Source organism: Micromonospora sp. LOL_015 (assembly GCF_048060275.1).
GTDB lineage: Bacteria > Actinomycetota > Actinomycetes > Mycobacteriales > Micromonosporaceae > Micromonospora_E.
This window is the reverse complement of record NZ_JBHMIO010000017.1, coordinates 53721-65884: the sequence shown is the minus strand read 5'-3', so window position 1 is coordinate 65884 and position 12164 is coordinate 53721. Positions and strand designations below refer to the sequence as shown.

Annotated in this window: 16 protein-coding genes and 1 pseudogene; 8 read left to right on the top strand and 9 right to left on the bottom strand. The window is 70.1% G+C overall.

Annotation, left to right across the window (positions count from 1 at the left end):
• Window positions 1-116: 116 nt before the first annotated feature.
• Window positions 117-476, bottom strand: coding sequence for a hypothetical protein (locus tag ACFHWU_RS15875; RefSeq protein ID WP_416590902.1), 360 nt, complete (start codon window positions 474-476; stop codon window positions 117-119).
• A gap of 255 nt (window positions 477-731) precedes the next feature.
• Between ACFHWU_RS15875 and ACFHWU_RS15870 the strand changes: the two genes are divergently transcribed.
• The 6 genes and pseudogenes from ACFHWU_RS15870 to ACFHWU_RS15845 all read left to right on the top strand — a co-directional run bounded on the left by ACFHWU_RS15870 (window position 732) and on the right by ACFHWU_RS15845 (window position 3697).
• Window positions 732-1031 carry a hypothetical protein gene (locus ACFHWU_RS15870; protein WP_416590901.1) on the top strand — a complete coding sequence of 100 codons (300 nt, stop codon included), beginning with the start codon at window positions 732-734 and terminating at the stop codon, window positions 1029-1031.
• 130 nt (window positions 1032-1161) lie between these two features.
• Window positions 1162-1683, top strand: a complete 522-nt coding sequence (locus tag ACFHWU_RS15865) for a winged helix-turn-helix domain-containing protein (RefSeq protein WP_416590900.1) — start codon at window positions 1162-1164, stop codon at window positions 1681-1683.
• 180 nt (window positions 1684-1863) lie between these two features.
• The gene (locus tag ACFHWU_RS15860) at window positions 1864-2460 is read left to right on the top strand and encodes an NADPH-dependent FMN reductase (RefSeq protein ID WP_416590899.1); all 597 of its coding nucleotides are present in this window, start codon (window positions 1864-1866) and stop codon (window positions 2458-2460) included.
• Between the two features lie 231 nt (window positions 2461-2691).
• The gene (locus ACFHWU_RS15855; RefSeq protein WP_416590898.1) at window positions 2692-3378 is read left to right on the top strand and encodes an erythromycin esterase family protein; all 687 of its coding nucleotides are present in this window, start codon (window positions 2692-2694) and stop codon (window positions 3376-3378) included.
• Window positions 3285-3482, top strand: a pseudogene (locus tag ACFHWU_RS15850) (hypothetical protein); the annotation flags it as partial. The gene ACFHWU_RS15855 and the pseudogene ACFHWU_RS15850, both read left to right, overlap by 94 nt.
• A gap of 47 nt (window positions 3483-3529) precedes the next feature.
• On the top strand, window positions 3530-3697 hold the full coding sequence (locus tag ACFHWU_RS15845; protein WP_416590897.1) for a hypothetical protein: 168 nt from the start codon (window positions 3530-3532) through the stop codon (window positions 3695-3697).
• Between the two features lie 5 nt (window positions 3698-3702).
• On the opposite strand, the gene cpt is transcribed toward ACFHWU_RS15845, so the two are convergent.
• From cpt to ACFHWU_RS15830, 3 genes are all read right to left on the bottom strand, one after another.
• Entirely contained in the window at window positions 3703-4218 is a 516-nt protein-coding gene (cpt, locus tag ACFHWU_RS15840) for a chloramphenicol phosphotransferase CPT (protein ID WP_416590896.1), read from the bottom strand.
• Window positions 4219-4969: 751 nt separating this feature from the next.
• Entirely contained in the window at window positions 4970-5758 is a 789-nt protein-coding gene (locus tag ACFHWU_RS15835) for a GntR family transcriptional regulator (protein WP_416590895.1), read from the bottom strand.
• On the bottom strand, window positions 5755-6297 hold the full coding sequence (locus ACFHWU_RS15830) for a GntR family transcriptional regulator (RefSeq protein WP_416590894.1): 543 nt from the start codon (window positions 6295-6297) through the stop codon (window positions 5755-5757). Before ACFHWU_RS15830 ends, ACFHWU_RS15835 begins: the two co-directional genes overlap by 4 nt.
• A gap of 301 nt (window positions 6298-6598) precedes the next feature.
• Between ACFHWU_RS15830 and ACFHWU_RS15825 the strand changes: the two genes are divergently transcribed.
• Complete coding sequence (locus tag ACFHWU_RS15825) at window positions 6599-6925, top strand: hypothetical protein (RefSeq protein ID WP_416590893.1); 327 nt, start codon at window positions 6599-6601, stop codon at window positions 6923-6925.
• A 3-nt stretch (window positions 6926-6928) separates the two neighbouring features.
• Window positions 6929-7177: a hypothetical protein gene (locus ACFHWU_RS15820; protein ID WP_416590892.1), complete on the top strand. Its 249-nt coding sequence runs from the start codon at window positions 6929-6931 to the stop codon at window positions 7175-7177.
• 317 nt (window positions 7178-7494) lie between these two features.
• Here the strand turns inward: ACFHWU_RS15820 and ACFHWU_RS15815 are convergent, their stop codons facing one another.
• The 5 genes from ACFHWU_RS15815 to ACFHWU_RS15795 all read right to left on the bottom strand — a co-directional run bounded on the left by ACFHWU_RS15815 (window position 7495) and on the right by ACFHWU_RS15795 (window position 12160).
• Window positions 7495-8634 carry an ABC transporter substrate-binding protein gene (locus ACFHWU_RS15815; protein ID WP_416590891.1) on the bottom strand — a complete coding sequence of 380 codons (1140 nt, stop codon included), beginning with the start codon at window positions 8632-8634 and terminating at the stop codon, window positions 7495-7497.
• Window positions 8635-8710: 76 nt separating this feature from the next.
• A complete protein-coding gene (locus ACFHWU_RS15810) occupies window positions 8711-9475 on the bottom strand; it encodes an ABC transporter permease (protein ID WP_416557398.1) in 765 nt (254 codons plus the stop codon).
• Window positions 9472-10272 (bottom strand): ABC transporter ATP-binding protein, encoded by an 801-nt coding sequence (locus ACFHWU_RS15805; RefSeq protein WP_416590890.1) that lies wholly within the window; start codon window positions 10270-10272, stop codon window positions 9472-9474. The genes ACFHWU_RS15810 and ACFHWU_RS15805 overlap by 4 nt, the downstream gene beginning before the upstream one ends.
• Window positions 10269-11150 carry an ABC transporter permease gene (locus ACFHWU_RS15800; protein WP_416590889.1) on the bottom strand — a complete coding sequence of 294 codons (882 nt, stop codon included), beginning with the start codon at window positions 11148-11150 and terminating at the stop codon, window positions 10269-10271. The genes ACFHWU_RS15805 and ACFHWU_RS15800 overlap by 4 nt, the downstream gene beginning before the upstream one ends.
• Entirely contained in the window at window positions 11147-12160 is a 1014-nt protein-coding gene (locus ACFHWU_RS15795; protein WP_416590888.1) for a TIGR03842 family LLM class F420-dependent oxidoreductase, read from the bottom strand. Before ACFHWU_RS15795 ends, ACFHWU_RS15800 begins: the two co-directional genes overlap by 4 nt.
• Window positions 12161-12164 lie beyond the last annotated feature (4 nt).

The following is a 12164-nucleotide window of genomic DNA, read 5'->3' as shown; positions in this document are numbered from 1 at the left end:
ACAAGCCGGTTGATGACCGGCGGCGTCTCGTGCCGTACCGACAACCGGCGGTGCGGGGCGGCGTCAATGGATCGCCGCCCCGCTCCAGCTACCCCGGACAACTCACCGGGTACGACCTACCGCTGCCGCACCGTCAACTCCACGGGCACCGTCAACACCGGGTACGGGGTCTGCGCCCGCAGTGCCAGCGTGGCGGTGTACCGGCCGGGCCCGTCGACCCCGGTCGCGGCGTTGGCGGTGAACCGCAGCGTGACGGCCTTCGACGCGCCCGGCGCCAACGTGAAGCTGGCCGGGCGTACCCGCAGCCAGGGCACCTCGGCCGACGGTGTGCAGCCGTCCGCCCCGGACCACTGGGAGATCGACGGCAGGGCCGCCCCCTGCGGCGACATGCCGCCGATCGCCAGCCCACCGCAGGCCCCGGCACCCCGGGACGCGGCCTGCCCGGTCGGGGCAAGCACCTGCCAGGCGTCGGCCACCGGGGCATGGCCGCGCGCGCCGACCAGCGGTCGGTGTCCGGGTCGTAGGCCAGCGCCCGGTCCCCGGTCACCTGCACCGCGTTGGCGATCCAGAAGCTGGTGTGCGGCACCTTGCGCCGGGTCAGGTCGGCGGTCAGCCCTCGCTGGCTGCGCTCGGCGACCTCGGTCAGCTGCTCGTACGCGACAGTGGAGCGCCGGGCCCGCTCACTGATCCGCGCCGCGGCGTCCAGGGTGGCCTTCTCCCGCAGGTAGACCATGAAGCCGGTGGTGCCGTCGGCGGCCAGGTCGGCCAGCAGTTCGGCACTGACCGTCGCTGGGGCGTCGCCGTTGCCGCCGATCGGGGCCGCCGACGCGGCGGGGGCGGCAGCCGTTGCGGCGGTGACGCCGAGCACGACCGCCAGCATCGCGGCGACGGCCCGGACAGTCACGGCGACGGACCGGGCACCCGCTGGTGGCGGGCCGGTCCGTCCAGGTGGATGGATCATCGTTCTCCTCACAGTGGTGACAGGCGGATCCCGCCTGCCGGCCATGCTCGGCGCGCCGATGACCAGGTGAAAGCACCAAGATGGGCAATCGCCGGACAATACCGGGACAGCGCCCGCCGCTGGGAGGCCTCCCACGGGGACGTTGACGTCGGCCGGTCCACCCGCTTGGCTGACCCCGGGGACACACTGGGGGAGATGCGGTGACGGATGGCGAGGTGCCGTTGGCGGTGTGCGTGTCGACGGACCCGGCGGTACGCGAGCGGCTGGTGTCCCGCGTCGACGACCTCGGCGCCGTACTGGTCGTCAACACCCTGACCGAACTGCGGACCATGCTGCTGTCGACGTCGGCCGATGGACTGGCGGCGACCGATGGACTGCCGGCGTACGCCAGGCCGACGGCGACCGCCGGTCGGTCGCCGGCCGGGCCGACCCGCCTCGGTGACCTGCTGATCGATCCGGTCTCCACCGAGGTCACCTGGCGCGGCGAGGCGCTGGCGCTCACCCCGTTGGAGCGGGCGACGCTGCTGCGGCTGGCCAGCCCACCGCTGCGGCTGTGGACGTACCGGCAGTTGTTCGAGGCGGTCTGGGGCGGCGCCTATCTGGACGACCGGGCCGCGCTGCACGCCACCGTGAAGCGACTACGTCGCAAGCTCGCCGTGCTGCCGAACGGGCCACGGGTACGCACCGTCCGAGGGGCTGGCTACCACCTGGTGTCCGGCTGATCTGCGGGCCGCACCAGCGACTGCGGACGGCCGGAAGCCGAAATCTGTTCTGCCGTGTCCCTCCCCGAATCCCAGCGACTCTGGTGGACAAGACCGCTCAGTGTCGCCGGGCGACTGTGGTGGACATGGGACGCGTCGCCGCTTGACTTAAACCAATGTTGAAGTTTTAGCGTCGATGGCATGGAAACGGACAACGTCGCCGGCCCTACCGGACCGCTGCGGGTCGGCGTGATCGCCGGCAGCACCCGCCCCACGAGGCGGTCACCGGCCATCGCCCAGTGGGTGGCCTCGGACCGTAGTCAGCCGGATCTCCGCCTGGAGCTGGTCGACCTGGCCAGCTTCGATCTGCCGATGCTGGGCGAGCCGCTCGCGGCCGTATTCGGCAGCTACGAGCACGACACCACGCGCCGCTGGGCCGCCGCGATAGCCAGCTACCAGGGGTACGTCATCGTCGTCCCCGAGTACAACGCCTCCTTCCCGGGCGTACTGAAGAACGCCCTGGACCACCTGTACGCCGAGTGGGCCGACAAGCCGGTGGCCTTCGTCGGCTACGGCATGTCCGGCGGCGGCCGAGCTGTGGCGCAGCTGCGCCAGGTGGCCGAGGAGCTGCGGATGCGGCCAGTGGGAACGTCGCTGCACCTCTCACCGCACCAGGTCGCCGACGGCCGGTACGCGGCCAGGGCTGGCGACGTCGAGGACCGCGCCCGGATGCTGGCCGAGTTGGCCGGGGCACTCAGCGTCGGGCGCACCCCCGCCGCCGAGGGGAGGATCCGATGAGCGCCGGGGCACCGGCGGCGGTCGTCGACTGGCTGTCCGCACAGGTCCGACCAATGCGGCCGTACGGCGACACCCCGTGGCGGGACGTCGTGACCGACATCGCCGACGGCCTGCTGCCGCACCGGGCAGACCACCGAGGCGGCCGATACGCCGACGGTCATCGGACTCGCGCCGACGACCCGGGAGAGCGCCGAGGTCAGCGAACTGCAGGTCGACCTTCTTCAGGCGTTGGTGACCCGGGGCGTGCGTACCGTCGTCCTGCAGGACACCACCGAGATCGGTGACCGGCTCGACCGCTGGGCCAGGGCCGGAGACCGGTCGGCGAACGGCCCCGAGGCGATCCTCGTCGACGCCTGGGGGCCGTGGCGCACCGAGTCGCTGCGCCGCGCACTGCTCTGGTTGCGCGCCCACAACGCCACCCACCCGGAAGACCAGGTGGAGATCCGCGGAATCACCCGCCCCACGGCGGTGCCCGCCGACTACGACCGGGTCCTCGCCCTGACAGCGGGCACCCGCGACCACGAGCGGATATCGGCGCTGCTGGCGACGATCCGGGTCGCGCACGACGGCGGCGAACACGTCGAACGCGCCCACGGCAGGTGGACCGGCAAGCCCTTTGTCGACCTGGCCCGGCAGGCCCATACCACGACGGCGGCCGTGCTCGACCCCGGCTCCGACGCCGCGACCCGTGCACTCGGGGCGCTCGACCGCATCGTGCGATTCCACGCCGCCCACTCAGCCGAGGCCGCAGCGGCGACGACGAAGAGACGGCCGCAGCGGACCAGCTCGTCGAACACCTGCGGGCCACCGGCCGGCGAGCCGTCGTCTGGGACGGGCTCGGTCACCTCGCCGCCCGGGGGACCGGCTTCGGCTCTCGACTCCGCGCGCACCTCGGGACGCGCTACCGCTGCCTGCTGACCACCTTCGGGTCCGGTCACCTTCGGGACCTGCGCCTGCCGACACCCCGCCCCGGCAGCCTGGACCAGACCCTCGACCAGGTCGGGGCCAAGCTGGGTGCGGGGTACGCGGTCGACCTGACCGCAGCGCCGAAACCCGACGCGGTCGGGCGGTGGCTGGCCGGCACGCCGTACGCCTTGTTTCGGGCATGTACCGCCCCGACGAGGACGAGCGGCACTACTCCGAGCTCGACGACCTCGCCGGTTCCGTCGACGTCCTCCTGCACCTGCCGGAAATCACGCCGGTCAGGTACGTCGAACCTCCAGAGACGAAGAACTGAGCCGGTCAGACCACACCCGCAGCGATCATTCGGGCACAGCCCAGCGACTCCAGGTGGCTGGTGTCCACCTCGATGTCGTACTCGACTCCCTCATGGACTATCTCGGCCTGCGACGCTGCCATTCCGACCACCCGGTCACCACGGGCGATCTCCCGCGACGCCGCGATTTCCGCAGCGCACCGCACCCCGACCCACAGCACGGACAAGCCGTCCAGATACCGGCGGGCCCGCTCCTGGGAGGTGCCCCCGCCCAGAAACACCTCGTCGATGATGATCCGTGCCCCGGCCCTCGCCACCGCCGCGACGCCCACCCACCAGGCGTGCTGCAACTCGTCGAAGCCGTCGCCGAGGATGACCTCGCCCTGCGCGCCGAACGTCACCATGGTCGGCGGCAACCGTTCGATCAGGTCGTCGATGCCGAAACTGATCCACGGTTCGGGCAACAGGTGCTTGAGGCACCGGACGATCCCGGACTTGCCAGAGCTGGACCCGCCATTGAGCACGATGACCTGCGTCGCCATGTGATCGGTCACCTTCTCGGTCCGGCTTCGGGGTGTCGTGCTCGACTCTATAGACGGTCCGACCTCCGGCTCGGGCGAGATCGCTCGGTGGCATCTGGTCAAATCACTGGGCGATCGATCTCCGCGCCGACCTGGTCGACTGAGTGCCTGTAGGCGTCATCTGACCGTTAGCGGAGTGCAGATCTCGTGCTTCAACCCGGCTCAGTTTCGTGCGCTCAGAGACAAGCGAAGGACTTCGACCCCGACGGGCCGACGGTCAGGTTTCCATCCGGCTTGGTTTTCGTGTGCTCGGGGACCGTGTCCGAAATGTCGGGCGGTCTGACCTGGGCAAACAGAGGGTCTGGAGGGCAACCTCCTGTTCATCATGATCTTGGTGGCGGCTTAGATGATCTCTACGGGGCTGGTTTTCGCAGCTCGGGGGCGGTTTGGGATCTTTCCGCCAACCTTCCCCAGATCCCGGGCGTGTCGGAGGTTGCCGCAATCGACATTTCGCCCCAACTCCGGCACCTAATCTTGCGTACATCGATGCGTTGTCTGTCCTTATCGGATGCTGCTGGTTCGGCGTGGCTATCTCTCCTCCGTCCGGTACCTAACGGCAGGCCGATGTGGAAGTTGTCGCGTACACGGTTGGCTCCGGCAAGGGGGACAGTGGTTTGTTGTGAGCCTGCTGCGGGCAGCCGAGTGGAGTTGACCGTGGCCACCTCCACTTCCTCGGTGGCGGTCTGGTACGTGTCGGGGGAGGGCGGTGAGGTCAGGCTTCCGACGGTCCGGGCAGGAGATATCTGGCCCTGTGCCGGTGGGCGGCTTTGATCATCTCGGTTACCTCGATCGGTTCGCCGTCGGTGGTGTAGACGATGCGGAACTGACGCAGCACAGGCATGTCGTCTGGCATCTCCAAGGCGATGAACTCGTCGATGGTGGGCATGGTGGCTTCGACGTCGTCGACGGCTGGTCCGGCGTGCTTGCCGAGTTCGGCGAGCACCCGGAGCGATCCGCCTTTGATCAGGCGGTGCTCGGTGAGCGAGGTGCCGCGCGCGAGGTCGGTGCGGTAGTAGTTGGTGACCAGTTCGGCCGGGACGTCGTCGAGCAGGAGCAGAAGTCGCCGGCGGATGACGCGGGTGTCAGGTTCGATGTCGTACGCTGCGGCGACCGCGACCGGCGGCGTTACCTCGTCGACGGACAACAGGCGGCTGGTCTTGCGGCGGCCGTGACTTGCGATCTCACTGATCCACGGGTACGGAGTGGCGCTGCTGGTGTGGCCCGGGTGGTGGTTCGCTTCGACGGCGATCGGCTGGTTGGCGGTGACGAACACGCCGACCCCGGACTCGCCACGGACGAATCCTTGCTTCTTGAGGATGGCGAGTGCGCGCTGGGTGGTGAGGTTGGAGACGCCGTACCGCTCGCAGAGTTGGGCGGTGGAGGGCACCTTGTCGCCGGGCTTGAACTCGCCGGTGAGGATCTGTCGGCGGAGATCGGCTGCGATCTGGCGTTGGCGGTCACGTACGTCGTCGTCGGCAGCGTGGTTGGGGTCGTTGGTCATGCGGTTGGGACCTGCATCTGGTAGGTGTGGCCGGCTGAGCGGCTGGTCACGGTACGCATGACGGCGTACTCGGCGGGCTGGCCGGTGGCGGCACGGCTGAGGCGGGTGAGTACAAGGATTGGTTCGTCGGCGGCGACGTCGAGTAGTTCCTGTTCCTGATCGGCTGGCCGTCGTGCGGTGACGTGCTCGCTGACCTGATGCGGTGTGAGTCCGAGGTCGGCGAGGACCCGTACCGCGCCGCCTTTGATCTTGTGGTTCTCAGCGAGTGGGGTGCCGGCGGCGATCGGCTCCGGGTAGTAGGAGTCGGCGAGTTCGACGGGCCGATCATCTTCGAGGATGAGGCGGCGGCGGACGACGGCTCGTTCGGTGTCGGCGAGTCCCAGTGCGCGTCTGACCCGTTTGTCTGCGTCGACGGTCTCGACGCCGAGAAGCTGTTGGGTGCCGACGCTGCCCCGGGTGGCGGCCTCGGCGGACCATGCGTCGTACTGCTGTGGGGTGAGGTACGGGTCTGAGCTGCTGGTCCAGCCTGGGTCTGTCATGGTTGCCTCCGGTTGCTGCCTCCGATCATGGTGCCGGATGCGCGGGCGGTGTGGGTCGCTGACCGCGCTGGGTGGGGAACTTGGCTGGCCAACGCTACTTGCAGCCTTATAACAGTCATTATAAGCTCTGCTTACTTGAGGCTCCTGAGCCGGTCATTCGACCAGAGATCCCCGGCCCCCATGGATCACGGATGTGGAATCCAGGGCACTGGTGACCCCAGTGCTCTTGCCCGCTGTGCCTGAATTCGGCCCTGTACCTGCCGCGGACCTCTCAACAGTCCTCCCTGCGAAGGAGAAGCTCTTGACCAGGAACCAAGGTCCCCGCAGTAGGTATGGCGGGTCGCCGTACGTCGTTCGCGATGAAGGTCCGACGCCGAACCGGCCGCCGTTGCCGCGACGGACGCCGGGGCAGACGGACATCGGGCGTGATCCGCGTTTCCGGCTGCTGGCCGCGCGTGCGGCGGCGTCTGCGCCGGATGCCGAGCGTCCGGCTGTCGACGCCGAGCAGGCGGTGCTGGATGAGGTGGCGGCGGCGATGCGGAACCGGCCGGGCGTCGACGTGTTGGACCGTGCGCGGGAGACGGTGGCTGAGCACATGCCGAGTCGGTTGGCCGAGTGTCGGGTGTGAGACGTGGCGGCGTTCTGCCCGCCGTTCACCACCGCATTGGCGGTGCTGGACCGGTGGGACCAGGTCAAGGCGCGTCGGGTGCGGGCGGTGTTGCAGTACGCCGGGTTGTGGCCGGACGGGTACGTCCACGACGGGCGGGACGGGCGGATGGCCGCGATCGGCGTCTACAAGTCCGCGTTGACCCGTCCCGGCGTTTTGCGTCGGCACCGGCCGCCCAACGGTGCCGACCCCTTCCCGGCCGCGCACCCATAGACCCGCCCGCCGTTTGTGTGAGCCGGGGTCGGGTCGGTGGCGGCAACCACCAGCCCGACCCCATTCCAAGCTACAGAGCTGCTCTTGGATTGCTTGCCTGTCCTCCCCGTATTCGTCCAGGCGCATGGAAACCACACCGCCATTAACTGATGAAGGTCAATGGGTTTGAATGAGTCGGGTGTGGATCTTGGTTTGCCTTCGCTGGGCCAGACGATCAGATGACGAAGAACCGGGCGACACGCCGGTGCCGTCCCGGTTCTTCGTCATCTGATCATGGGAGGTGGCCAACCAACCGGAGGCTGACGGATCGCCTCGGCTCAGGCGCCGCCGGGGTTGAGGGTCACGGTCAGCGGGGTGAAGCCGGAGCCGGTGACGTCGACGCCGCCGGCCTTCGCCGCTTCGAGCGCCTGGGTGATGTAGTCGTTGGTGTAGGCCAACCCCTCCGGCTCGGCGGTCAGCACCGTCTGGCCGTCCTGGTTCTTCGTGGCCAGCGACAACTCGACCGTACGCGCCCAGTCCGCCTCGTCGATCAGCCCGATCCCGCCGGTCGACGGCCAGATCAGCTTGTTGACCTCGTTGACCTGCCACAACTGGTGGCTGGCACCCAGCGTCGACCCGGCCGCGACGGACAGGTCCCGGCACTCTTCCGGGTTGTCCCGGCAGTACGCCCAGCCCTTGATGGTGCCGGTGAGGAACTTGACCGTCTGCTCCTGGTATGCCGGGTCGTCGAGCTTGGTGGTGTCGGCCCAGATGGCGTCCTGCAGCATCGCCGTGCCGACCTCGTTCCAGTCGAGCACGGAGAAGTCCTCCGGCGTGTACAGCTCACCGGTGTCCGGGTTCTCCGCCTCCAGCAGCTGCGCGTACTCGTTGTAGCTCATCGCCTGGGCGGCGTCGATGTCGCCGCGCAGCAGCGCCTGCATGTCGAACTGCTGCTGCACCAGGGTCACATCGGACCCCGGGTCCAGCCCGGCCTGGGTCATCGCGGCGAACAGCTCGAACTCGTTGCCGAAACCCCAGTTGCCGACCTTCTTGCCGCGCAGATCCGCCGGCCCACTGATGCCGGGGTCGGCGAACGCCACCTGGTAGGTGCCGGAGCGGGCGAAGATTTGCCCCACGTCGGTGATCTCAGCACCCTGTTCGCGCGAGGCGAGCGCCTTCGGCACCCAGGCGATCGCGTAGTCGGCCTGCCCCTGAGCGAGCACCGTCTGCGGGACGATGTCCACCCCGCCTTCGAGCAGCTCGACGTCGAGCCCTTCCTCCGCATAGAAGCCCTTTTCGACGGCCGCGATGTAGCCGGCGAACTGGGCCTGGAAGAACCACTGCAACTGCACCTTTACCGTGGTGGTGCCGTCGATGGCACCGCCAGAACCGTCCGGCTCGGCGTCCGCCGTACCGCAGGCGCTGATCAGCAGCGCGGCACCCGTCAGCGCCGCCGCGGCGGCCAACCGTCTTCTCATCTTCGTCGTTCCTCCTGGTCGCGATGATGGAGCGGGGGACTACGGCGCGGGACGGGTGCGCCAGGGGAGGTGGGGGTCACGGGGCCTGGCCGGTGCGCCACGGCATCGCGAGGCGTTCCAGCAGCAGGGTCGCCAGGTAGAAGACCAGGCCGAGCAGGCAGGCGCCGACGACGAAAGCCCAGGCCCGGGGGTACGCGGTGAGCGCCGCCGCCGAGGTGATCCGCGCCCCCAGCCCGTCCTGCAGCCCACCGAAGTACTCGGCGACCACGGCCGCGATCACCGCCAGCGACGACGCCTGCCGTAGCCCGGTGAAGACGAACGGCAGCGCGCCGGGCAGCCGGACCAGCCGGGCGAACGTCGCGCCGCTGGCGGCGTAGCTGTCCATCAGTTCGCGGTGGATCGGCTGCACCTGGCGCAGCCCACGCAGCGTGTTGACGAAGACCGGGAAGAACGCGACCAGGCCGACGACGATCCGCCGGGGCACGCTGCTGGCCGCGTCGAACATGTTGTTCAGCACCGGGGCGAGCGCGATGATCGGCAGCGCGTTGACCAGCGCGGCCAGTGGCACCGACACCTCGCTGAGCAGCCGCAGCCGGCTGACCGCCAACGCCACCAGCACCCCGAGCGCTGCCCCGGCCAGCAGCCCGATCAGCGCGTTGGTGCCGCTGGCCAGCCCGGCGGTCAGCACCACGGTACGGCTGGCCCAGAACTGTTCGGCGATCGCTGACGGGGCCGGCAGCACATAGGAGGCGACCCGGCCCAGCCGTACCGTCGCTTCCCACAGCGCCAGCCCGGCGAGCCCGACGGCGACCGGCGGCCCGGCCGCCCGAAGCGCTTTCACGCCACCGCCGCATCCGCAGCCGGCGTACCGGTGCCGCGCAGCGCCCGGCGGACCTCGGTGACGGCGGCGAAGAACTCCGCCGACTGCCGGGTCTGCTCCGTACGCTCGCCGAGGTCGACGTCGACGACGGCGGTGATCCGACCCGGCCGGGCCGACATCACCACCACCCGGTCGGACAGGTACACCGCCTCGGAGATCGAATGGGTGACGAAGACGGTGCTGGTCGCGGTGCGCGCGCAGATGCCGAGCAGTTCGTCCTGCAGGCGTTCGCGGGTCATCTCGTCGAGGGCCCCGAACGGTTCGTCCATCAACAGCAACGGCGGGTGTACGGCGAGCGCCCGCGCGATCGCCACCCGCTGCTGCATGCCACCGGACAGCTGAGCCGGGTAGTGCCCGGCGAAGTCGGCCAACCCGACCAGGGCCAGCATCTCGTCGACCCGGGCCCGCCGCTGCGCCCGCCGCACCCCGCGCAGCTCCAACGGCAGTTCCACGTTGCGCCGCACCGTCCGCCAGTCGAAGAGGCCGGCCTGCTGGAAGGCGATTCCGTACTCCTGGTCCAGTCTGGCCTGCCGGGCGGGTTTGCCGTTGACGGTGACCGTGCCGGCGGTCGGGGTGATCAGGTCGGCGATCAGCCGCAGCAGGGTGCTCTTGCCGCAGCCGGACGGCCCGATCAGCGACACGAACTCGCCCCGGCCGATGGCCAGCTCCACCCCGGTCAGCGCGGTGACCGCGTCGGCCCGGCCGGCGTGGAAGACCTTGTCGACCCCGGTGAGACCGACAGCGAACTCGCTGCTCATCCGGTCACCGCCACCCGCCGCTGGTGCCGGGTCAGTCCGACCTCCAGCAGGGTCACCGTGGCGGCGACGACCAGGCCGAGGACGGCGGCACCGAGGATCGCCGCGTACACCTTCGCCGGGGCGCTGGTCGCCTGCCGCGAATATTCCAGGATCAGTCGGCCGATGCCGCCCCGGGTGCCGGTGGAGATCTCCCCGACGACCGCGCCGACCACGGCCGCCGCCCCGGCCAGCCGCAGCGCCGGGAACAGGTACGGCAGCGCGGCCGGTGCCCGCAGTTTCCACAGGGTGCGCCACCAGCCGGCGGCGTAGCTGCGCATCAGCTCGACCCCGGCGGCCGGCGGCGACTGCAGGCCGCGCAGCATGCCGACGGCGACCGGGAAGAACGCCAGGTACGCGGCGATCACCGCGACCGACATCCACGGCTGCCACGGGTAGGTGCCGATGGACAGCCGCCCTCCCCAGCCGGCGATCACCGGGGCCAGGGCGACCAGCGGCACGGTCTGCGACAGCACCACGTACGGCAGCAGTCCACGCTCGACGATCCGCCACCGCTGCATCGCCACCGCCAGGACCAGCCCGACCAGCGTGCCGGCGGCGAACCCGACGCCGGTCACCCCGAGGGTGAACAGGCAGGCGTCCACGACGACCCGCCACACCGGCTGGCCGGCGGCGACGTCGACAGCACCTAGGCCGGCGACCACGTCGGCCAGGTGCGGCATGGCTGCGTCGTCGGCGCGCGGCAGCAGCGGTACGCCGTACAAGTCGGTGCCGTCCGGGTCGCCGACCAGTTTGTAGCCTTCCCAACCGGTGGCGGCGAGGGCGAGCGCGGCCAGCGCGACCCCGGCGACGCTGGCCCGGCGCGTCCAGCCGCTGGTCAAGACGCGACCACCCGGCGGTACGCGGGGATGATCTGCTCGCCGTACGCGGCCAGGGTCTCCTGCTTGGCGTCGTGTTGCAGGTAGACGGCGAACTGGTCGACGCCGAGATTACGCAGCTCGGCGAGCCGCCGCAGGTGCTCCTCGGCCGGGCCGAGCAGGCAGAACCGGTCGATGATCTCGTCGGGCACGAAGTCGGTGTGGGTGTTGCCGGCCCGGCCGTGTTCGGCGTAGTCGTAGCCCTGCCGGCCGGCGATGTAGTCGGTGAGCACCTTCGGCACCGCGCTGCCGCCACCGCCGTAGCGGGCCACGATGTCGGCGATGTGGTTGCCGACCATGCCGCCGAACCAGCGGGTCTGCTCCCGCTGGCGGGCCAGGTCGTCGCCGACGTAGGCGGGGGCGGCGACGCAGAAGGTGACCGCGTCCGGGTCGCGGCCGGCACGTTCGGCCGCCGCCCGGACCGCACCGATCATCCAGGCGGCGATGTCCGGGTCGGCGAGTTGCAGGATGTAGCCGTCGCCGACCTCGCCGGCCAGGGCGAGCGCCTTCGGCCCGTACGCGGCGACCCAGACCTCCAGCGCCCCGTCACTGACCCACGGCAGGGTGATGTCGCGGTCGCGGTAGCGCACGGTCCGCCCGGCGGCCAGGTCGCGGATGACGGTGACGCATTCGCGCAGCTCGGCGAGGGTGGTGGGGCGGGCACCGAGGACCCGTACCGCTGAGTCGCCCCGGCCGATGCCGCAGACCGTACGGTTGCCGTACATCTCGTTGAGGGTGGCGAACGTCGACGCGGTGACGGTCCAGTCCCGGGTGCTCGGGTTGGTCACCATCGGCCCCACCGTCACTGACGAGGTGGCGGCGAGGATCTGGCTGTAGATGACGAACGGCTCCTGCCACAGCACGTGCGAGTCGAACGTCCACACGTGGCTGAAGCCGGCCTGCTCGGCCCGTTGGGCCAGCGACACCAGCTCCCGGCCGGGCGGGTCACACTGGAACACGACGCCGAAGTCCATGCTC